24 protein-coding genes are annotated in these 19,966 nt (G+C 48.3%); 17 read left to right on the top strand and 7 right to left on the bottom strand.

Translation table 11 applies throughout. The features are described from left to right. Nucleotides 1-18: 18 nt before the first annotated feature. Together FVF72_RS02205 and FVF72_RS02200 are read right to left on the bottom strand one after the other, a co-directional pair. Entirely contained in the window at nt 19-189 is a 171-nt protein-coding gene (locus FVF72_RS02205) for a class III signal peptide-containing protein (RefSeq protein ID WP_231855303.1), read from the bottom strand. Between the two features lie 15 nt (nt 190-204). Beyond that, nucleotides 205-390, bottom strand: coding sequence for a Flp family type IVb pilin (locus FVF72_RS02200; RefSeq protein WP_147671066.1), 186 nt, complete (start codon nt 388-390; stop codon nt 205-207). A 160-nt stretch (nt 391-550) separates the two neighbouring features. On the opposite strand from FVF72_RS02200, the gene FVF72_RS02195 reads away from it, so the two are divergent. Next, nucleotides 551-1,099: a hypothetical protein gene (locus FVF72_RS02195; protein ID WP_147671065.1), complete on the top strand. Its 549-nt coding sequence runs from the start codon at nt 551-553 to the stop codon at nt 1,097-1,099. A 16-nt stretch (nt 1,100-1,115) separates the two neighbouring features. Here the strand turns inward: FVF72_RS02195 and FVF72_RS02190 are convergent, their stop codons facing one another. Then, a complete protein-coding gene (locus FVF72_RS02190) occupies nt 1,116-1,295 on the bottom strand; it encodes a class III signal peptide-containing protein (protein WP_147671064.1) in 180 nt (59 codons plus the stop codon). A gap of 181 nt (nt 1,296-1,476) precedes the next feature. On the opposite strand from FVF72_RS02190, the gene FVF72_RS02185 reads away from it, so the two are divergent. From FVF72_RS02185 to FVF72_RS02165, 5 genes are read left to right on the top strand one after another with little or no spacing between them, the layout of a single operon-like run. Then, a complete protein-coding gene (locus FVF72_RS02185; protein ID WP_255503770.1) occupies nt 1,477-2,811 on the top strand; it encodes a hypothetical protein in 1,335 nt (444 codons plus the stop codon). Continuing rightward, entirely contained in the window at nt 2,811-3,503 is a 693-nt protein-coding gene (locus tag FVF72_RS02180) for a metal-dependent hydrolase (RefSeq protein ID WP_147671062.1), read from the top strand. Before FVF72_RS02185 ends, FVF72_RS02180 begins: the two co-directional genes overlap by 1 nt. A gap of 19 nt (nt 3,504-3,522) precedes the next feature. Beyond that, entirely contained in the window at nt 3,523-4,143 is a 621-nt protein-coding gene (locus FVF72_RS02175; RefSeq protein WP_048176708.1) for an Era-like GTP-binding protein, read from the top strand. Between the two features lie 9 nt (nt 4,144-4,152). Beyond that, a complete protein-coding gene (locus FVF72_RS02170) occupies nt 4,153-4,521 on the top strand; it encodes a DUF2073 domain-containing protein (protein WP_013295298.1) in 369 nt (122 codons plus the stop codon). Beyond that, a complete protein-coding gene (locus FVF72_RS02165; RefSeq protein WP_048176442.1) occupies nt 4,505-4,792 on the top strand; it encodes a Zn-ribbon domain-containing protein in 288 nt (95 codons plus the stop codon). The genes FVF72_RS02170 and FVF72_RS02165 overlap by 17 nt, the downstream gene beginning before the upstream one ends. A gap of 1 nt (nt 4,793) precedes the next feature. Here the strand turns inward: FVF72_RS02165 and rqcH are convergent, their stop codons facing one another. Further along, entirely contained in the window at nt 4,794-6,755 is a 1,962-nt protein-coding gene (gene rqcH, locus FVF72_RS02160; RefSeq protein WP_147671061.1) for a ribosome rescue protein RqcH, read from the bottom strand. Nucleotides 6,756-6,887: 132 nt separating this feature from the next. On the opposite strand from rqcH, the gene FVF72_RS02155 reads away from it, so the two are divergent. Continuing rightward, the gene (locus FVF72_RS02155) at nt 6,888-7,181 is read left to right on the top strand and encodes a DUF5379 family protein (protein WP_048176445.1); all 294 of its coding nucleotides are present in this window, start codon (nt 6,888-6,890) and stop codon (nt 7,179-7,181) included. Between the two features lie 43 nt (nt 7,182-7,224). On the opposite strand, the gene FVF72_RS02150 is transcribed toward FVF72_RS02155, so the two are convergent. After that, the gene (locus tag FVF72_RS02150; RefSeq protein WP_147671060.1) at nt 7,225-9,042 is read right to left on the bottom strand and encodes a DUF2070 family protein; all 1,818 of its coding nucleotides are present in this window, start codon (nt 9,040-9,042) and stop codon (nt 7,225-7,227) included. A 183-nt stretch (nt 9,043-9,225) separates the two neighbouring features. Here FVF72_RS02150 and FVF72_RS02145 point away from each other — a divergent pair, with 183 nt between their 5' ends. The 6 genes from FVF72_RS02145 to rtcA all read left to right on the top strand — a co-directional run bounded on the left by FVF72_RS02145 (nt 9,226) and on the right by rtcA (nt 13,986). Beyond that, entirely contained in the window at nt 9,226-9,822 is a 597-nt protein-coding gene (locus FVF72_RS02145) for a FumA C-terminus/TtdB family hydratase beta subunit (protein WP_013295303.1), read from the top strand. Then, a complete protein-coding gene (locus FVF72_RS02140) occupies nt 9,797-10,615 on the top strand; it encodes a DUF6282 family protein (RefSeq protein ID WP_231855305.1) in 819 nt (272 codons plus the stop codon). The genes FVF72_RS02145 and FVF72_RS02140 overlap by 26 nt, the downstream gene beginning before the upstream one ends. Before the next feature lie 111 nt (nt 10,616-10,726). Further along, nucleotides 10,727-11,053 carry a hypothetical protein gene (locus tag FVF72_RS02135; RefSeq protein WP_048176449.1) on the top strand — a complete coding sequence of 109 codons (327 nt, stop codon included), beginning with the start codon at nt 10,727-10,729 and terminating at the stop codon, nt 11,051-11,053. 107 nt (nt 11,054-11,160) lie between these two features. Further along, nucleotides 11,161-11,682, top strand: coding sequence for a TIGR00288 family NYN domain-containing protein (locus FVF72_RS02130; protein WP_048176451.1), 522 nt, complete (start codon nt 11,161-11,163; stop codon nt 11,680-11,682). 12 nt (nt 11,683-11,694) lie between these two features. Continuing rightward, nucleotides 11,695-12,831 carry a TIGR03576 family pyridoxal phosphate-dependent enzyme gene (locus FVF72_RS02125; protein ID WP_084126314.1) on the top strand — a complete coding sequence of 379 codons (1,137 nt, stop codon included), beginning with the start codon at nt 11,695-11,697 and terminating at the stop codon, nt 12,829-12,831. A gap of 141 nt (nt 12,832-12,972) precedes the next feature. After that, nucleotides 12,973-13,986: an RNA 3'-terminal phosphate cyclase gene (rtcA, locus tag FVF72_RS02120; protein WP_048176452.1), complete on the top strand. Its 1,014-nt coding sequence runs from the start codon at nt 12,973-12,975 to the stop codon at nt 13,984-13,986. Between the two features lie 48 nt (nt 13,987-14,034). Here rtcA and FVF72_RS02115 read toward each other — a convergent pair whose 3' ends face one another. Beyond that, nucleotides 14,035-14,820: a biotin--[acetyl-CoA-carboxylase] ligase gene (locus tag FVF72_RS02115; RefSeq protein ID WP_048176454.1), complete on the bottom strand. Its 786-nt coding sequence runs from the start codon at nt 14,818-14,820 to the stop codon at nt 14,035-14,037. Between the two features lie 4 nt (nt 14,821-14,824). Further along, nucleotides 14,825-16,300: an acetyl-CoA carboxylase biotin carboxylase subunit gene (locus tag FVF72_RS02110; protein WP_048176455.1), complete on the bottom strand. Its 1,476-nt coding sequence runs from the start codon at nt 16,298-16,300 to the stop codon at nt 14,825-14,827. Nucleotides 16,301-16,383: 83 nt separating this feature from the next. Here FVF72_RS02110 and FVF72_RS02105 point away from each other — a divergent pair, with 83 nt between their 5' ends. The 4 genes from FVF72_RS02105 (at nt 16,384) to rpl4p (ending at nt 19,947) form a co-directional block, all read left to right on the top strand. Next, nucleotides 16,384-17,016, top strand: a complete 633-nt coding sequence (locus tag FVF72_RS02105) for an METTL5 family protein (protein ID WP_048176457.1) — start codon at nt 16,384-16,386, stop codon at nt 17,014-17,016. 310 nt (nt 17,017-17,326) lie between these two features. Next, nucleotides 17,327-18,127: a putative RNA uridine N3 methyltransferase gene (locus FVF72_RS02100; protein ID WP_147671059.1), complete on the top strand. Its 801-nt coding sequence runs from the start codon at nt 17,327-17,329 to the stop codon at nt 18,125-18,127. Nucleotides 18,128-18,156: 29 nt separating this feature from the next. Beyond that, complete coding sequence (gene rpl3p / locus FVF72_RS02095) at nt 18,157-19,170, top strand: 50S ribosomal protein L3 (RefSeq protein ID WP_048174784.1); 1,014 nt, start codon at nt 18,157-18,159, stop codon at nt 19,168-19,170. Between the two features lie 12 nt (nt 19,171-19,182). Next, complete coding sequence (gene rpl4p / locus FVF72_RS02090) at nt 19,183-19,947, top strand: 50S ribosomal protein L4 (protein ID WP_048174786.1); 765 nt, start codon at nt 19,183-19,185, stop codon at nt 19,945-19,947. The last annotated feature ends 19 nt before the right edge of the window (nt 19,948-19,966 follow it).

The following is a 19,966-nucleotide window of genomic DNA, read 5'->3' as shown; positions in this document are numbered from 1 at the left end:
TAAATAAAAAAGAATTTTTCAAAGTTTGTTGATCGTGGAGTCACGGGCGGTGTTGATTACTTCGCTGATATTTCCCGCTATTGAGCCTGAGATGTTGAAAATGTAGGAGCCTACGGCTATGACTATTACCAGTAACGCTCCTACGATAAGTATCATTTCAGCGCTTATCTGCGCCTCTTCCTCGATCAACAATTCAATCGGCTCTTAAATTGATGCATTCGTTCTGGCGTTCTGCCTAACTTCGCTTATGTCATCTGCGGCGTTTAGGTTTGATTTGCTGAAGTATGCTCTGTAGATTAGTAGTGCGACGATTGCTATTACAATCACACCACCGAAGAGCAGTATGTATTCAGCTGCGCCCTGTCCGGCTTCATCTTTCAGGAACTTCATAATTTCACACCTCCATTAATTCACCAGTTCTGGCTTGTTCCATCTTATGTTGTTAACCACTTATAAATTTAGCGGATAACCTTTCCGTTTTAACCATCCATTTCACATCGATATAAATATATTTAAATGGTTTTGTTCATAATATCACAAAGGTGATGCAATGCCGCGGAAGTACAACATTGACAGGGTAATACTTGAAATCCTCCAGGAGGGTGATCTGAGCAGGGCAGAGATTGTAGATAGGATAAGGTCCAGAATCGAGTTCAGTGTCACCGATAAGACAATAAATGAGGCCATCTTCAAGCTGCTCAAGGCAAGCAGGATAACCGTCACAGGCTATGACCTTAGCATATACAATGGCGTTGATAGAGTGCAGTCCCTTAAACCTGACGGCATAATATTTGGTCTTGTGCAGAGGGATCCCCTTGAGATGAACCTTTTAATAAGAAAACTTGAATCTGAAAACCTGCATGAATCTGAATCCGCGCTTAACAAACTCAGAAAGATCTTCAGGGCTAAAACAGCCGAGATTGGAGTTGACGCTGAGGGTATATTTGGAATGATAGTAAATGAAATACTGTCCCTGGACCCTGATCAGAAGCGTGTCATGACACAGAAACTTGCCTATGCTCTGAGTGACGAGGATGATGCCCCTGAACAGCTCAGGCACCTTATAACATACTTCGAGATCAGGGCAGGGAACATGTGATTATCCAAACATGTTATTATCCGCTGTTTACGCTTTCCCTGACATTGTTGAGGTCCGTGGTCACATTAAGAGGATTTGTTGTTTTTATGTACTCTGTATAGATAATAAGAGTTGCTATCGCAATAACAATCACACCACCAAAGAGAAGTATATACTCAGCGGCTCCCTGACCGCATTCATCGAAAACTATGATCACTGAAATCCACCCCAATTAATTTTATACAGCATTTTATAAAAATCGAATCATATAAACTTTCACCCTAAAAAACCTTTTATAAATGAATGCAGATAATAAAATATTAATTTAAACCATAGTAATTCCTGGGAGCGGGAGGCATTCAATGATATATTTACTGGTTACATTTGCTGGAATCTTAATGATATTTGCTGGCCTTTACTTCATGTCCCTTGGCTTTGCAACACCACCAGATATTTTCATGTTCTTTCTGGGGCTCATTCTCTTTGTACCCGGTCTTATAATCACCCTTCTATTTGCAGGAAGAATAGATCTTGAATCTATTAAAGCCGCATCAGAGAAAAAAACTCCTAAAAAGAAGGTTAAACCTGCTAAAAGGGCTTCTGTTAAAAGACAGCCAGCCTTTAAGGCTCCTGAGGCTGTTGAGGGGGCTCCTGAGAAGAAGGTTGTTGGTGTTGGGCGGTCAACTGTGAAGGCTCCTGAGGCTGTTGAGGGGGCTCCAAAGAGGAGAGTTCCTTCGGCACTTAAAGAAAAACCAGAAAAGGAATCTGAAGGTTCAGAAAAGAGTATCCCTGAGATATCAACTGGAGCCAGACCGGTCACATCCGAAACACCCACGAAGGAATCAGAGGATATAAAATCCTCTACTGGGGAGTCATCGGCATCAGAGCCCATCGCTTCAGAGCCGTCAAGGATAGCCCCTATCAGGAAAATCACTCCTGAAAAGGCAATAAGACCTGCTCCCAAAAAGAAATCTCCTGACATGACTTCAGAAGGCGTTTCTAAATCTAAAAGCACTGAAACTCCCCGTAAAAGGCTGTTCAGCCTTCCAAAACTGAGAAAGGGTAAGGAGGATGAATCTAAAAAGGGCAGGGGTTTACCACCTAAAAAGAAAGCACAGAAACCAGTAAAACCCGCCCCAGTCAGAAGAACACCCTCAAAGACAGATAACAGCTACGTGACAGAAAGGCTCAAGAAGCTCAAGCAGGAGTACATCGAGAATGTTGATGATGTTGAGGACCTCCTGGAGGAAAGGCTGGATTCATTCAAGGGGGCCATAAACAGGATAAGGGCCGAGACAAGGGAGCCGAGCATAATATGGTCATTTGATGCATCAGATGTGCAGGATGCAATGAGGGAAACCATAACGGCTGCTGAAGAAAGTGTTGTCCTCATGTACCCATGGATAAGGAACATAGATGTCTCGGTGCTCAAGAAATTCATGGATACAGAGAGCCGCCTGATAATACAGGAGGCCAGTCTTGATGATGAGGCCTCGGTGGAACTCATAAAGGTCTTAATGGACAATAACGTTGAGATAAGGACCATGCCCCATATACATACCGTTGCAGCGGTTGCAGATGATAAGAACGGACTTATAATATCAACTGACCCGATATATGAGAGTTTTGAGGTTGGTGTTATCTACAAGGACAAGAAATCCATATCTGAAATTAAAAAACTATTTGAGGAGGCATGGAATCTTTCAGATGAAATCAACCTGGAGGGAGTTTAGTGAAAATTCAGTGGTTTGGACACTCGGCATTTGAGATAACATCAGATGACACAAAGATACTCATAGACCCTTTCATAAGCAACAACCCTGTCTGCAGTACTGCGGTGGAGGAATTTGACCCTGACATCATCTGTGTAACCCATGGCCACGCAGATCACCTGGGCGATGCCATGGAAATAGCCGACAGGTCAGGGGCCATCTTAATAGCTAACCACGAGCTCTCGGTTTTCTTCGGAAGGCAGGGGCTTGAAAGTAACGGTATGAACATCGGCGGAACTGTTTCTGTTGATGGAATCACCATAAGGATGGTGGATGCCAAGCACTCCTCAGATATAGACTTCACAGAGGAGGTCACATCTGGGGGAAGCGCCTGCGGTTACATAATTGAAACTCCTGAGGGGAAGGTGTACCATGCAGGTGACACAGGACTCTTCGCGGATATGAGGGATGTTATAGGTGCCATTTACCGCCCCGAAATTGCACTTCTACCCATAGGGGACCGCTACACAATGGGGCCAGAGGACGCGTCCATCGCCGTGGAATGGATAAAACCAGAAAGGGTGTTTCCCATGCACTACAACACCTTTCCAGTAATTGAACAGGACCCGGAGATCTTTGCTGAAATGGTAGGGAGAACCTCCCCTGACACAGAGGTCGTTGTCCTTGAGGTTGGGGGAGTCTATGAAGATTAATCATAAAGAAGTGATAAGGATGGCAAATTTTTTCACCAATTTCCTTGATAAACTGCTCGGAAGAAACAAGAAACTGAAGATAGGACTTTACGGTCACCCAAATTCCGGCAAAACAACCCTTGCAAACAGGATGTGTGAGGACTGGCTTGGAAAACCCCTTGGGCTGACCTCAGAGATACCACACGAGACAAGAACGGTGTACAAGCAGGAGAGAATCACCATAGAGAGGGATGGGGCTGAACTTGACTTTGACATCATTGACACGCCTGGAATAGCAACAAAGGTTGACTACAAGAACTTCCTTGAATTTGGGCTGTCAGAGCAGGAGGCCAAGGAACGGGCCAAGGAGGCCACCAAGGGGATAATTGAGGCAATAAAATGGCTCGATGATGTTACCGGCGTACTCCTTGTCATGGATTCATCACAGGACCCTCTGACACAGGCGAATATAACAATAATAGGGAACCTTGAGGCGAGGAAGATACCCTTCCTCATAGTTGCAAACAAGATAGACCTTCCAGAGTCATCTCCGGAGAGGATAATATCGGTTTTCCCCCAGCATACGGTTGTCCCTATCTCAGCACTGCACGGTGAAAACACAGAGGACCTTTACATGCAGATGGTTAAAAAATTCAGGTGAGGGGTTAAAATGGATGGCTTGAAAATGGATTTTCTTTCATCAGAGGCTCTTGAGGATAAAAGCAGCATGGAAAAGATCTCAATGATCATAGACCGTGTGAAGGATGGGGACATACTGGTTCTGGAGGGAAGTCTTTCACCCTCAGAGGAGGCTGAACTCATAGAGACCACCATGAGGGAGATCGACATTGAAAACTTTGTGGGAATAGACATATACACACTTGAAAAGGATGAGAAGGCATTTCTGGGACTCTCAAAGAGAAGGACAGTTGGACTCACCATAATAGGACCTGCCAATGTAATGCGAACAGTTAAGAGGAAGTCAAACTTCCTCTCAATGATTGCAGAGATCGGTGATTCAGGTGCATCAGTGCATTAAGTGCGGGGAGAAGTTCAGGTCTTCAGAGGAACTAAAGAATGGATGTCCAAAATGTGGAAGCAGGTACTTCAGGTATGTGGCCGACAGGAGGGACCCTGAACCGGTTGGGGACCCCATTGAGACCATAATGGTCAGGAAGAACGGTATATATGAAGTTAACCTAACATCCCTGCTTGAGGATGACTCCATAATCGTCTCTGATGAGGAGGGCAAATACTTCATTGATCTGAACTTTCTGCTCAAGAAGAACCTTAAGAGAAGGGTTAAATAACCTAATCTCCTGTAACAATGTCACCCTTCCCAGGTGGAAGGACCCTTACAAAGTCCTCAAGGGGGAATAGATTCTCTGGATCAATTTTTGATTTTATTGCCTTTGCAAGGGCCTCTTTTTTGGTGTAACCTGGTTTTACCACGACAAAATTATCTGTCCTTTTTTTCACCGCTGATGGGGGGCCACACATCACCCTCTCCCCATCGTGGTCCACCACACCAACAGCCACCTTGAGGGGAACACCCCTTATGTAATTCCTGGTGCCCCTTATGATGAAGGCTCCCTTTGCTACGAATTCCCCGGACCTGGGAGTCTTCGAAACCTGTTCTGGATGGACCCAGTAGACATCCAGGGATGTGAACCCCCGGGTCCAGGCACTTGAAAATGACGCTGCAAAAACTGCGGCTTCCTGAATGGTTGTTTCGGGGACCTCCTGGCCCTCACTTTTTATAACCACCGATGGGGCTCCATGGATATCTGAGTGTAGGTATATGTCCCTTGGCTCCATGTGCCTCTTCACCACCATCTCATTGGTGCCGGCGTCCCTTCCACCAATCACAAGGAAGTCGTCTGATGAGATGAACCAGCGGAATTTTTCAAACCAGCGGAGTTTCCTCTTAACCCTTTTCTGAGGAACCATGATGTTTCTGAGTGCGTCGTCCCTTCTCTTCTCAACCCTCTCAATTTCTTTCTCTGTTTTCTCGATTGCCTGAAGCACACCCTTTATTTTTCTTTTGGCTTTCTTGGCCTTTTCATAGTAGACCTCTGCGTTTTCTGGAACCCCCAGCTTCGGGTCAATCCTTATCCTTTCACCGTCAATAAGAAGTGTCATGTTTCCCATCCCATTGATCTCCTGGATCATCTGGGCCTCTGCCATTCCCTTACTGCGGGCATCAGCTATTATCTTCCGTATTTCCTTCCAGGAGTATTTTTCACGGGCGTCCCTTATTGTTCTTAGCACATCCTCAACGGATGAGTAGTGTGCATAGAGGAGGTCACCCTTTCTTGTTGAGGTATCTATTGTGTCCTGGAATTTCTGGAGGGTCTCCCTCTGTATTCTGAGTCTTTTCCTGAATTTCTCAACCTCTTTCTCCCACTCGGCCTCATGGACCTTCCTGAGTTCCTCCCTGAATATTGAACTGAAGAACTCGTCTGCCGCCTCGTTGAAGGTTTCAAAGTACTCCCTCTCCCTATCACGGTACACCATGAGTTCAATGGGGAGCACGTCACCCTCACCGTTCTTTATGATGTGGGGTCTGAATTTGAGATCCCTCAGCGGCTTGAAGAGTTCATTTATTGCAGAGTCGATTTTTTCTATCTCATCTCTGCTCAGGGTGCTGGCTGCTCTTTTCTTGTCGAGACCGGACCTCAAAATGATCTCCTCTGCATAGAGGCCCCCAAACCCCTTTCTTGCAAGGGTCCTTATGAGGTCGGTGTCTGAGTTTTTCAGCATCTCTTCAAGTTCACCCATCTCATATCTGAGGGGGTGGATGCCCCTTGATGGGGGGTACTCATATCTTTCACGGGACGCTATTCGGCGGTCACTCCAGGTTTTTCGTTTAAGGGGCAGTATTATCTCATCCTCCTGGTTCAGGAGTATTATGTTCCCCTTTGAGAATAGTTCCACCACGAGGGTGTATTTCTGCTCCTTCTCGATTTCTATCTCCACTATCCTGTCAAAGCTGTGCTGCCGGACCTCCCTCACGATTCCACCCCTGAGGTGCTTTCGGAGGAGCATTGGGAATGATGGTGGGATCTTTGGATTTTCAGGGGGATACTCTGTTCTGTGTATCCTGACACCTGCCTGCATAACCACATCCACCCTCCCCTCGCCCGGCACATGGAATCTGATTATCACAGTGTCCCTGAGGGGTTGATAGGCCTTATCCACCCTGGCACCTGTTAGAATATCATTGAGTTCCCTGGTAACTGCAAAAACATCAACGTTTGACATTGTCTTCATATTCAACACCTCGCAAGAAACAGAAGTCCGACGGCTTTAAGTATTTAATGATGGTATAATAATATCTTTCCATGGTTCGATGGAAAAGTTTTAAGACCATCAAGATAATAAAAACTCTCTGGAGGTTTTAATATGGATACTGATGCTAAAATGACTGCCCTTCATGTTCCTGCAGGTATAGTGGCTGCAGTGGTGTCATTTTACCTTTCAAATGGTTCAATAGCAGTTCTTGGAAAAAATCAGGCGCTCGGCACCTTTGCGGGCCTTGTAATTCTGTTGATTGTTGGGAATATTGCAGAAAGGTTATTCGGTAAGGAAGAGGTTGGGGGATTCAAGGGGTGGCTCTGGAGTGGTATAGTGCCATTTCTCTTCATCTGGTTCGTTGTATGGGCAATCCTGATAACCTCAACCACAATAACCCCATAGATTCCTCTTTTTCAACCACATAACTCTACAGATTCCTCTTTTTTCAGGCCCAGTAGAATATCCAGGCAAAGACGAATATAAGTGCAAGTACGAATATGAGGGGGGCTATCACACGGCTCACAGCAACGATTGAACTTATGGTTGATACGAGTTCCGTTGAATTGGTGGGGCCGAGGGTATTCAGACCCCTTATTCTGACGACCAGGCACCCTGCCCTTACCTCCTCAAGGTCATCAACCGCCTCTGAGACCGCCTTTTTGATCTCCTCTATGATATCATCCCTTCTGTGTTGTCCGATGGGGTTGTGGCCTCCTGAAAGGGTGTTCACAAAGTGGGTGTCGGTTGTCATAACCTCGGCTTCATCTATGTCCAGCTTCAGAAGTTCCTCCAGTATCTGGTCCCTGAAGCCCATGACCATGTTATTGGCGTCAAGGAGCACGTAGGCGGTCCTCTGTTCTCCGGCCTCAACCACCATGACCATAACTCCACTCTGTCCAATACCATCCTCCTTTGAGAGTCCATCCATTTTCCTCTGGGCACACCCAACCCTCAGCCTATGGCGGTGTGGAGGGCACTCAATGGAGTCCACAGCATCAAGTAGGTCGAACATTTCAGGGTTACCTGCAAGTATCCGGCCTGTTTCGCCCTGGAATGAGTTGTGACAGTCCACAACAACCACATTTTTTGATCCGCAGCGGCCCCCTGCAAGGTTCATCATTGAAAGTCCCACACCAAATTCTATGTCATCAAATCCACTGGGGGCCATTGTTGCAAGGATCAGCATGCCATCGCCAAGGAACTGGACCCCGATGGTGGCGCTGTTTCTGGTGTATCTCCTGAATTTACTGGCGCCCTCATGGTACTCCATACCATCAAGTGCCTCCCTGACGGCACTCTCAACCTTTTCCAGTTCCCGCACGGATACCGGGTTGAAGTCATGGGTTGAAGGGCCATGGGCCACCATTGTGAATGTGTCAAATCTCTCAGAGAGTATGGTGGGCATGTTGGCACCGCCTATGGTCCCTATTGGACCCGGGTGTACAGAGGGGCTTATGAATAGGGCCTTTATATCGGAGCCCCTCTGGAATGCCACCACGCCCGCAAGGGTGTCCACGGGTTCACCGATCTCACTGAAGATGCTTTCAAGTTCAGGCGAATCCTCGGTTATATGTGAGAGAAAGAGGCTCAGGAACTCCAGTGAGCCGACTCCAAGGTTCTTTCTCATTGGTGACTCAACCACCATGACAAATGAGTAGATGGCAAGTATGAGCATTGCTGAGGCAACAAGTATCTTCAGTAAAAATCCTATCACACTGAAGTAGCCAATGTTTGTGGCGAGGCTCAGGAATGCCACAACGATGTTCATGCTCACTATTAGAACTGGTTGCACAGAGGATATCAGGGTTGAATTTGTGAAGCTTATGTTTGAGGTTCCCCAGATCACCAGCAGGCGGAAGGCGAATATAACAGCAGAGGCGAGTATTATGGAGTTGAGGATGAGGTCGCTCTGCAGTAGGGATGATGCCAGGCACCCCCCAAGGTAGATGAGGGAGAAGATCATCATGGAGAAGAATGCCAGGAACATGGACTGCTTCATCTTCATCCTTCTACCACCCAGCGAGTTGACCCATGGCTGGGTGATGGCACCGGCCATTATTGATGAAAATCCAAGGACAAGCACTCCATTGGTTCCCCCATAAAGTATGTCATGGAGTACGCTTATCCCAGGGACCATATCGATTATAAACCCCACAGCACCCACAACGAAGCTTATAAATATCATTGAGAGGAGTGATATTTCGGTTTTCGGGAGGGTCATGATGTACTTTGAGAGATCAGTCACATTCTTTGTGCTTGACATATTCTACCTCAACAAGTTCTGGGATCTACTGGAGAAAGATATTTAAAAATTTGATCCATATTAAATTTATTCAGCAGCATCACTCTTGGCATGCTCTGGAGTTTAACTTTAACTGATGAATGATCCACGTCGTTCTGCAGTGCATCCCACTGATCGCTTTATACAGGCACGGGAGATGTTTTTATGGAGATAAAACTTAAAACACCACTTTCAGATGAGGTAACCGAACTTAAAGCTGGTGACATCGTTTACATCACAGGAAAAATATTCACGGCCCGTGACAGGGCCCATAAAAGGATAATTGAGAGGGGAGCCCCCTTTGATATTGAGGGCTCTGTTATATTCCATGCAGGACCCATAATAAGGTTTGAAGAGGAACCTGATACCAGCGCTGAGTCGATAACTGAACCACCCGCACGGCTTGTGGTTGTGGGGCCCACCACAAGCGGGAGAATGAACCCCTTCCAGCCAGAGGTTATAGAGATGGGTGTGAGGGCGGTTATAGGTAAGGGGGGAATGGATGATAGAACCCGGAATGCCCTCAGAAAAAAAGGCGCTGTTTACCTTGCAGCCGTGGGGGGCTGTGCGGCACTCTATGGCTCGGCAGTTAAGGGTATAGCAGCAGTGCACTGGCTGGACCTCGGTGTGCCTGAGGCGGTATGGGAACTGGAGGTCGAGGACTTCGGGCCCCTCATAGTTGCCATGGACTCGGATGGTAGAAGCCTCTATGAAACCTCAGATGATGAATACGACCTTGAGGTCCAGAGGATACTCGATTGAGTGTGTGAGCGGGATGTTTGACTTCAGCCTCTCGGAGCACATTAAACTCGATGGACTTGTGGACACCCATATCCACACAGCCCCCGATGTGAGGGATAGATTCATGAATGACATTGAACTTGCTTCCGCCGCACTCAGGGAGGGTATGGAGGCTGTTGTGATAAAGAGCCACACTGAACCCACCTCAGGGAGGGCGGCGCTGGCCTCTGAGGTTACGGGTATGCGGGTCATTGGGGGCGTTACACTGAACACTCCGGTGGGGGGCCTCAACCCGGACGCGGTCCATGCCGCAGCCATGATGGGCGGAAGGTTCGTCTGGTTACCCACGGTCTCGGCCGGGAGGGCTGAGGGTGACCTTGATGGTGTTATTTCTGCTGTTGCTGAACATGACATGGTCCTGGGAACCGGGCACCTGAAGCCCCCTGAGATATTCCATGTGCTTGACCTTGCTGCAGATTATGGTGTCGGTAAAATTATCATTAACCATCCACTGACGGGTGTTGTGGGTGCCACCCTGGAGGAGCAGAGGGAGATGTCAAGGCGGGCTTACCTTGAGCACTGCCTTGTGGCCTGCATGCCCCGCCATGATGGACTTGACTTTGAACGCATAGTCGAATCTGTGAGGTATGTTGGTTCTGAAAGGTGCATAATGGCCACTGACTTCGGGCAGGGCCACAATCCATCCCCCATTGCAGGCATGAAGCAGTTCATATACCTCATGAGGGAGCATGGATTTTCCCACTTAGATATAACGATGATGTGCCGGGATAACCCCCTTGAACTGATATCCTGACGTTTTTTAAGAAAATCAGATTTATTAACCTTATCTTTCTGCTATCAAAAATTATATATGAGAAATTGGATTAAGGGTGAAATCAACCTTTATAACTGTGCGAGTGATATGATGTCCGATAAAAAGATTGAAAAGGAGCTTAAAAAGAGAATAAATCAATTTAAAAAGCTTTTGAAGAATGATGATGAACGTGAGAACTTCTATAACAATATATGTGGTTCCGAAATCCTTGTGAGAATTGAAATATTTCTCCCATCAGGCAACCCTGAAAGGTACTATGACGGGCTTTTCCTTTACCTAAATGATGAGGGCAGAATAGTGAACGCAGAGTATTACTACAATGAGGGCGGCGAGGGGGCCATCACACAGCTCGACGATAAATCCCTTGAGGTTGTAAGGGAACTCTTTGAGGATGAGCTATCCCTTGAGATCGAATGATCCTGGGATTTTTTGGGGGACTACACCAGACTTAAGAAACTTTAACTTTATTTATAATAACTTCAATAATTATTATGATTAAATTTTTTAGTGGAGGATTCAATACCATGCGAAGTTTTGAAAAACTGACTTCCCTTAAGGAATACATTCCCATCAAGAAAAAGGAGGGCGGTGAAAAGAACATTGGCCTTCTTGTGGATGGGCCGAACATGCTCAGAAAGGAATTCAGTCTGAACCTGGACCTTGTAAGGAAGATAATGTCTGAATACGGGAATATGCGTGTTGGAAAGGTTCTTCTGAACCAGTACGCCTCTGATAAACTGATAGAGGCCATTGTGAACCAGGGCTTTACACCAATTGTCGTGGCTGGGGATACCGATGTCTACATGGCTGTTGAGGCCATGGAACTGATATACAACCCTAATATTGATATAATAGCCCTCATGACACGCGACGCTGATTTTCTACCAATAATAAACAAGGCAAAGGAAAATGGTAAGGATACAATTGTGATAGGCGCCGAGCCAGGTTTCAGTGCTGCACTTCAGAATTCTGCGGACCATGCAATAATCCTGAAACCAGAGAATGGCAGGCCAAGGAAGGGGCATGTTGCAGGGGAAACTGATTGAATGGGTGATTTGATGTTTCATGATCACCTGAATGAGGTTAAGCGCAGGGAACACGCCCTCAAGATAATAGGGGAGCGTATTGCCAGCGAGGGCCGTGAGGGAATATATGATCTCACGGGTCTTTCAGGGGGCTTTCCCCTTGAGATGGAGGATATTGGTCTTCTTGAGACGTACGTGGGACCTGCGGTCTTTGAGGAGAGACTCCAGATAGCTGGCAGAAAGCACATGGGCGGTGAGATGGTGGCCGCCTTTAACAGGACAAGCAGCGCAATACTTGCATCCATACTGGAACTTGCAGAACAAGGTTCACTGGTTGTGCACTACCTCCCTGAGCTCCCATCCCACCCATCCATCCCGGCAAGCACCCAACTGGCAGCAGCCAGGTACCATGAGACAGATGACTTCACCGAGGATATACCCGAAAACACATCTCTCGTGGTTGTGACAGGTTCGACAATGGACCACAGGGTGGTTGATGAATCGGAACTCCAGAATGTAATTGAAAGAGCCCACTCTGCTGGGGTCCCGGTACTTGTGGATGATGCATCAGGCGCCAGGCTGAGGACGGTTCTATTTAACCAGAAGAGGGCATGTGACCTGGGAGCAGACCTTGCAGTTACAAGCACAGATAAACTGATGCACGGGCCAAGGGGGGGTCTTCTCGCAGGAAGATCTGACCTTGTGGAGCGGGTTAAATCAAGGGCCTACCGGTTCGGACTTGAGGCCCAGCCACCACTTATCGCTGCAATGGTGAGGGCACTGGAGAGCTTTGACCCATCTGAAATTCTCAACGCCCTTGAGAGGAAGGGGTACCTTCTTGAGGCTCTGAGGGACCTTAAGGTGGAGGAGACACCCACGGGTATCATGATAAAACCTGATTCACTGGAGGAACTCTATGATTCCACATACACCGGTGATGAAATCGGCGTGGCCCTTTCAATGATGCTCCTCTCTGACCATGGAATAATAACCATACCCGCTGTGGGGATGCCAGGGGCATCAAAGACACTGAGGTTTGACCTGGCATCAAGGGACGCAGAGAGGCTTGAGCCTGAACTTCTGAGGGGGGCGATTGAGGACGCAGTGGATAAACTTTCTGGCATCATCAGGGACAGGAAAATGATGGAGAAACTTATCTTCGGGTCATGAGGTTTTTGTAGGTCTTCATGCGCTGAATGGTTCTCAATGCCCGGAATAATTTTTTTATTCAAATGAAATTCCTACATTTAGCACAAAAAACTGAAAATGGGTACATCTGAACGATTCTGAGTTTATCAGGGAGGTGTCAGGCTGATAGTTATTGATGGATCAGAGGGCGAGGGTGGGGGAGCCGTTGTAAGGGTCTCCACAGCCCTTGCAGCCCTGGAATCATGCAGGATACGGATATACAATATCAGGGCCCGCAGACCAAGGAAGGGACTGTCACACCAGCACATCACTGCTGTGAGGGCAATTGCAGAGATAAGCAATGGCAGACTCAGTGGGGATGAACTCGGGTCAATGGAACTTGAGTTTTCACCGGGACGTGTTGAAGGCGGGAAATTTGAATTTGACATAAAAACCGCTGGAAGCACGGGACTTGTCCTCCAGGCCATAATGATCGCTTCCACAGCCTCAAGAGGTGAACTGGATGTAACCGTGAGGGGTGGCACCGATGTCCTCTGGGCCCCTACAGCAGACTACCTCAGGGAGGTGACGCTCCCCATCCTTGGTATGATGGGTTACACCGCAAAACTTGAGTTAATTGAGAGGGGATACTATCCAGAGGGTGGGGGTGTGGTCCATGCAAGCATGGAGCCATCCATCCTCAGACCCCTTGTACTTGAAAACGCGGAAATTCACTGTATAAGGGGTGTTTCCCACTCCAGGAACCTTCCGATACACGTTGCTGAGAGGCAGGCTGAATCAGCAAGGAGGATCCTTAAGAGAACCGGCCTTGATGTTGATATACGTGTTGAGGACGCCTCTGGTTCACTGGGGAGGGGCTCGGGTATCACACTCTGGGCTGAGGGCAACACAAGGCTCGGTGCCACTTCACTGGGGAAACCAGGTAAGAGGGCAGAACTGGTTGGTGCAGAGGCTGCAGAGGAACTCCTGGGTTTCATAGAATCTGGCAGACCCCTTGACAGGTACATGGGCGATCAGATCATCCCCTACATGGCCATCACAGGAAATTCAAGAGTGGCCACATGTGAACTCACACTTCACGCAGAGACCAATATGATGCTTGCAGAAAAAATAACCGGAAGAAAATTCAGGGTGGATGGTGAACGCGGGGGGCCAGCCATAATCGAGACCCTCTGATAGGTATTAGAAAAATGAGGTTAACGGTGCAGCTGAGGGCCACCGATATCACAGGTGTATGCACTCGCCGGATATTATTTTGCGGAGCGTTCCATCGTCCAGTTCCAGTATGAGGGCACCCTCACTGTTGATGCCGATGGCCTCACCATGGACGATTTCACCAAGCTGTTTCCTTATTTCAACACGTCTGCCGATTGTCTTTGACATCTTCCTCCATTCTCTTAGAATCTCATCCATTCTGCCCTCCTTGAAGGAATCATAGACCTCCTCAAAGTTTTTAAGGAACCTTGATATCAGTTCACTGGATTTTATGTCCCTCTGGAGTTCATTCTTAATGGAGGTTGCCCCTTCCCTGAGGTCCTCCGGGAAGTGGCTGATATCCACGTTGGTATCGATCCCCACACCGACAACCACGTATTCGAGGGTGTTGAATCTTGCATGGGCCTCTGTGAGTATCCCGCATACCTTTTTATCTCCAATCAGTATATCGTTGGGCCACTTTATTCCCACGTCCAGGCCACATTCATCCTTCAGTGTCCGGGCAACTGCAACACCGGTTACCAGTGTTAGGAGGGGGGCCGTTGATGGGTGAACCTCTGGTCTGAGTATGATGGACATCCATATCCCGCCCTGGGGTGATATCCAGGGTTTACCCCTCCTACCCCTTCCGCGGGACTGGGTCCTTGCAATTACAACTGTACCCTCCGGGGCGCCATCCTCTGCCATCCGCTTGGCCACATTGTTTGTGGAGTCCACCTCATCGAAGCATTTCACTTCATGCCCTATGTACCTGGTTTTTACCTCAACTTCGCATGGATCATAGTAATCCTCCATACCATCACCCCCTTCTTGAGTGCATGTATGCCCCTATGGCTGCAGATATTGCTGCAACCTTCTTTGGTGGTAGAAATGTTGAGTGGAGGCGTTCGACCATCTCCTGGTCCTCTTTGACAATCTTCTGCATCTCAGTGTCTATACCCCGCCTGTATTCATCCACGAAGTGTGTGTGAAGTTCTCCCCTCTGGAATGCCTCATTTTTCATTATTGCCTTGTGGAAGGGGATTGTGGTTCTGACGCCCAGTATGATGTACTCACTGAGGGCACGTCGCATCCTGTTTATTGCCTCCTGACGGTTCATTCCCCATACTATGAGTTTGGATATCATGGAGTCATAGAATGGTGGTATCTCATAGTTCATGTAAACCCCGCTGTCAACCCTGACCCCTATTCCACCGGGGGACCTGTAACCTGTGATTTTACCGGGGTTCGGGGCGAAATCTGATAGGGGGTCCTCTGCATTTATCCGGCACTCAATTGCATGGCCCCTTATTGTTATGTCCTCCTGTCTGCATGAGAGTTCCTCTCCTGAGGCGACCCTTATCTGTTCCTTAACAAGGTCCACACCGGTGATCACCTCGGTTATCGGGTGCTCGACCTGTATCCTGGTGTTCATCTCAAGGAAGTAGAAGTCCCCGTTTGAATACAGGAACTCCACGGTACCTGCATTCTCATAACCTATATATTCGGCGGCCTTAACTGCGGCTGAACCCATTCTTTTCCTCAGTTCAGGTGTCATGATGGGTGATGGTGCCTCCTCCACCAGTTTCTGGTGTCGCCTCTGTATTGAGCACTCCCTGTCTGCAAGGTGGATAACGTTTCCATGTTCATCGGCCATTACCTGGAATTCAATGTGACGGGGCTTTTCAAGGTACTTCTCTATATAAACCGTTGGATCCCCGAATGCTGAGGCTGCCACAGACTGGGTGGATTCCATGGCCCTTATGAGTTCGTCCTCCTCGTAGACGGTCCTCATACCTATGCCACCGCCACCTGCCGACGCCTTTATGATGATGGGGTAGCCGATTGAATCAGCTATCTCAGCGGCCTCGTCCGGGTCGCTCACACCCTTATCGGTTCCAGGGATTACAGGGACCCCTGCCTTCTTCATGAGCTTCTTTGATGTTATCTTATCTCCCATGGCCTCGATGACGGAACCTTTGGGACCTATCAGTTTGATTCCGTGTTTCTCACACTCCTCCCCAAGCTTAGGGTTCTCTGCCAGGAAACCGTAACCTGGATGGATGGCCTCGGCACCGCTTTCCTCGGCAACATCGATTATCCTGTCTATTTGCAGGTAGCTCTGGGATGGAGATGGTTTACCTATTTCGTATGCCTCATCGGCGTACCTTGTAAAGAGCGCATTCTTATCTGCTTCGGAATAAACAGCCACGCTTTTTATTCCTAGCTCCCTGCATGCGCGCATAACTCTTATTGCTATTTCACCACGGTTTGCAACGAGGATTTTGCTGAACATCTGACCGCACCCTGAAATTTATAACACATATATATTGTATTGGGGTAACTCTTTTTAAGTCTACCACCTTCAGTTATGGTACCATGAGGAGAAAGAGACAACTTGAGATGCTTCTTGAGAGAGTCCCTCCCCACCCCCGCCCTGACCCGGGTCTTGAACAGTACCTCACCCCGGCCCCTCTGGCCGCTGAGGTCCTCTGGGCAGCCAGGGACATGGGGGATATTGGGGGAAGAACCGTTGCGGACCTTGGATGCGGTACGGGTATCCTGGGCATTGGGGCGGCAGTTCTTGGTGCAGAGATGGTTTACTGTGTGGATGTGGATGCAGGGGCCCTTGAGCTTGCGGAAGGTGTGGCAGAGGATCTGGGGCTTGGGAACATCCGGTTCATTGAGGCTGATGTCCGTGATTATGATGACCTGGTTAAGGTCACAGGGAGAGTTGATACTGTAATCCAGAATCCCCCCTTCGGTTCACAGGAGAGGGCTGATAGGGGTGCCGACAGGGTTTTCATGGAGGCGGCATCAGCCATGGGGAGGGCTGTGTACTCATTCCATATGGCCGGATCTGAGGACTTTGTGAGGCGCTACTATGAGGGGTTGGGGGGGAGGGTGACCCACAGATTCAGGGCCGAATTCCCTATACGCCGCACCTACAGTTTCCACAGAATGGAGGTCTCCACGGTGGATGTTGTGGTGGTAAGGGTTGTTTTTGTGTGATCCCCTGGCTGGTGGTTTGCTGGCTGATGCTGTGGGTGTTTTTATGGTGATGTTTTCAGAGGATACCTTGATTTCCATGAATTGCTGAACGATGGAGTGACCCTGGGGATTCCGCCGGGTTTTATCCTGCCCACCCACGGACCTCCAGCGGAAACTTTAAATATGGTTACTGTACAATTTTTAGTACCTATTGCAATCTGCGGTGGATCCGCTCACATTGTATAACGGGATATACGATGTGGTCTGTGGTTTTACTTGCCCAGTCTGCATTGTGGAAATATTTATAAAAGATTAGGACAAAGATTAATAAATGAATAGAGTAGATTTGTCCATATTTATCCCGGATTCGCTGACGGCAGAGACAGGGGATCTCAAAATAAAGACCTACAAGGTGGGTCTTATTGGAAGGGCTGCAGCTATATTCGGGGTTAACCGCATAGTGATCTATCACGATGATGCAGACGGAGAGGCAGGATTTATCAGGGATATCCTGAACTATATGGATACCCCACAGTACCTTCGCAGGAAGGTTTTCCCGATAATGAAGGAGTTGAAACATGTGGGTATACTCCCACCTCTGAGAACTCCTCATCACCCAACTGGAAAACCCTCAGCTGGAGAATACAGACAGGGATTGACGGTCAAAAGGGTAAAGAAAGGAACTCTTGTGGATATTGGCGCAGATAAACTTGCACTGTGCAGGGAAAGACTCACCGTAAATAGGATAATGAGTTTCAGGGTTATCCGGCTGGGTAAGGAAATACTGATAGAGCCAGATGAACCAGAGGATAGATACTGGGGATATGAGGTTCTGAGCACCGGACAGGGCCTCTCAAAGAGCCTGAAAACAGTGGATGCCGATGTTGTGGTGGCAACATCCAGGTATGCTTCGCCCATTACTTCTATTCTGGATGAAGTAAAGTCAAAGGTGGAGGGCGCCCCCAGGGTGGCCATCCTGTTTGGCGGTCCTTACAAGGGATTACCAGAGATCGATGCAGATATATGGGTTAACACCATTCCAGGGCAGTGTACAGAAACTGTAAGGACTGAAGAGGCTGTTTTAGCTACTCTCTCAGTATTCAATATGCTAACTCAGATTGATGAAAAATGAATATGAATGATGTAAGGAGGTAAACTTAAATGGCTAGACATCATCAACCAAGAAAAGGATCAGTTGCATTCAGTCCAAGAAAAAGGGCGGCAAGGGAAACCCCCAGGGTCAAATCATGGCCCCAGGTGGATGAACCGGGACTGCTTGCCCTGGCAGGCTACAAGGCAGGGATGACCCACGTAATGATGGTTGATAACCGGAAAAATTCCCCTACAGAGGGGATGGAGGTTTCAACTCCAGTCACAATACTTGAGGTCCCACCCCTAACAGTGATGGCTGTGAGGGCCTATGAAAGGACAAGCAGGGGCCTTAAGACCCTTGGAGAGGTCCTGGCCACCGAGACAAAGGAGGACCTCAGAAGGAAGCTCACTCCGCCTGCAGAGGACTATGACCAGGAGGCTGCAATCGAAAGGATAAGGTCAAATATGGAATACGTTGCAGATGTCAGGGTTATTGTACACACAAACCCCAGACTTGCAAGCGTACCCAAAAAGAAACCTGAGGTCTTTGAGTGCGGTCTTGGAGGTAAGACCCCTGAGGAGAAATTCGAATACGCACTGGAAATCCTCGGTAAGGATGTGAGGGCATCAGAGATATTCTCCGAGGGAACCTTCGTTGATGCCATAGCCGTGACCAAGGGTAAGGGATTCCAGGGCCCTGTTAAGAGATGGGGTATAAGGATACAGTACGGTAAGGCTGCAAGGAGCAGTAAGGGAAGACACATAGGGTCACTGGGTCCATGGACACCATCAAGGACCATGTGGACAGTTCCACAGGCCGGGCAGATGGGTTACCACAGGAGGACCGAGTACAACAAGCAGATACTCAAGATCGGTGACGCCAGTGAGGCTGACCAGGTAAACCCCAGCGGCGGCTTTGTAAGGTATGGTCTTGTCAGAAACGATTATGTAATGGTTAAGGGGTCAGTTCCAGGCCCAACAAAGAGGCTTGTGGTGCTCAGGAAGGCCATAAGGGCTGCAGGTAAGCAGGAAGAGGCACCCCAGATAAACTACATCAGCACAGCATCAAAACAAGGAGTATAAGAGTGGTTCAAAATGAAGATCAAGGTTTATTCCCTAGAAGGTGAAGCCATAGATGAAATGGAACTTCCTGAAATTTTCAATGAGGAGTTCAGGCCCGACGTGATAAAAAGGGCCGTTCTATCAGCACAGACCGCGAGGGTACAGCCATGGGGTCCCGACCCGATGGCTGGTAAAAGGACCTCTGCCAAGTCCTATGGTGCCGGTCGCGGCGTTGCAATGGTCCCACGTATAAAAAATGGTTCAAGGGCGGCCTTTGTCCCCCAGGCAGTTGGCGGTAGAAGGGCCCACCCACCAAGGCCACAGAAGAACTACCATGAGAGGATAAACAGAAAGGAAAGGAGACTTGCAATAAGGTCCGCGGTTGCAGCAACAGCCAGGAGGGACCTTGTGGAGGCAAGGGGTCACCGGATAGAGAATGTGCCCCAGGTGCCCCTGGTGGTTGACGATGAACTCTCCAGAATCAAAAGGACAGCAGACACAAGGGAAGTCTTCAGGAAACTTGGAATCATGGACGACATCGTGAGGGCGAAGGAAGGTAAAAAGATAAGAGCTGGAAAGGGAAAGATGAGGGGAAGGAAGTACAGGACACCCAGAGGTCCACTCATAGTTGTGGGCGAGGATAAAGGCATCGCACTGGGTGCAAGAAACCACCCTGGTGTGGACGTTGTCACAGTCGAAAACCTCAACGCTGAACTCCTCGCACCAGGAACCCACCCTGGAAGACTGACCGTCTTTACAAGATCAGCAATAGAAAAACTTGAGGGACTCTTTCAGTAAAAATTAAGGTGACGGTGTA

The sequence above is a fragment of the Methanothermobacter sp. KEPCO-1 genome, from assembly GCF_008033705.1.
Classification (GTDB): Archaea; Methanobacteriota; Methanobacteria; order Methanobacteriales; family Methanothermobacteraceae; genus Methanothermobacter; species Methanothermobacter marburgensis.
The sequence above is the reverse complement of the archived record's forward strand: the minus strand, read 5'-3'. Positions and strand labels throughout refer to the sequence as shown.

Coding starts and splice junctions, on each gene's coding strand:
- FVF72_RS02200 (WP_147671066.1), bottom strand. CDS start 390: ATGAAGTTCCTGAAAGATGAAGCCGGACAGGGCGCAGCTGAATACATA.
- FVF72_RS02195 (WP_147671065.1), top strand. CDS start 551: ATGCCGCGGAAGTACAACATTGACAGGGTAATACTTGAAATCCTCCAG.
- FVF72_RS02185 (WP_255503770.1), top strand. CDS start 1,477: ATGATATTTGCTGGCCTTTACTTCATGTCCCTTGGCTTTGCAACACCA.
- FVF72_RS02175 (WP_048176708.1), top strand. CDS start 3,523: ATGGCAAATTTTTTCACCAATTTCCTTGATAAACTGCTCGGAAGAAAC.
- FVF72_RS02170 (WP_013295298.1), top strand. CDS start 4,153: ATGGATGGCTTGAAAATGGATTTTCTTTCATCAGAGGCTCTTGAGGAT.
- rqcH (WP_147671061.1), bottom strand. CDS start 6,755: ATGAAGACAATGTCAAACGTTGATGTTTTTGCAGTTACCAGGGAACTC.
- FVF72_RS02155 (WP_048176445.1), top strand. CDS start 6,888: ATGGATACTGATGCTAAAATGACTGCCCTTCATGTTCCTGCAGGTATA.
- FVF72_RS02150 (WP_147671060.1), bottom strand. CDS start 9,042: ATGTCAAGCACAAAGAATGTGACTGATCTCTCAAAGTACATCATGACC.
- FVF72_RS02145 (WP_013295303.1), top strand. CDS start 9,226: ATGGAGATAAAACTTAAAACACCACTTTCAGATGAGGTAACCGAACTT.
- FVF72_RS02135 (WP_048176449.1), top strand. CDS start 10,727: ATGTCCGATAAAAAGATTGAAAAGGAGCTTAAAAAGAGAATAAATCAA.
- FVF72_RS02130 (WP_048176451.1), top strand. CDS start 11,161: ATGCGAAGTTTTGAAAAACTGACTTCCCTTAAGGAATACATTCCCATC.
- FVF72_RS02125 (WP_084126314.1), top strand. CDS start 11,695: ATGTTTCATGATCACCTGAATGAGGTTAAGCGCAGGGAACACGCCCTC.
- FVF72_RS02115 (WP_048176454.1), bottom strand. CDS start 14,820: ATGGAGGATTACTATGATCCATGCGAAGTTGAGGTAAAAACCAGGTAC.
- FVF72_RS02110 (WP_048176455.1), bottom strand. CDS start 16,300: ATGTTCAGCAAAATCCTCGTTGCAAACCGTGGTGAAATAGCAATAAGA.
- FVF72_RS02105 (WP_048176457.1), top strand. CDS start 16,384: ATGAGGAGAAAGAGACAACTTGAGATGCTTCTTGAGAGAGTCCCTCCC.
- FVF72_RS02100 (WP_147671059.1), top strand. CDS start 17,327: ATGAATAGAGTAGATTTGTCCATATTTATCCCGGATTCGCTGACGGCA.
- rpl3p (WP_048174784.1), top strand. CDS start 18,157: ATGGCTAGACATCATCAACCAAGAAAAGGATCAGTTGCATTCAGTCCA.
- rpl4p (WP_048174786.1), top strand. CDS start 19,183: ATGAAGATCAAGGTTTATTCCCTAGAAGGTGAAGCCATAGATGAAATG.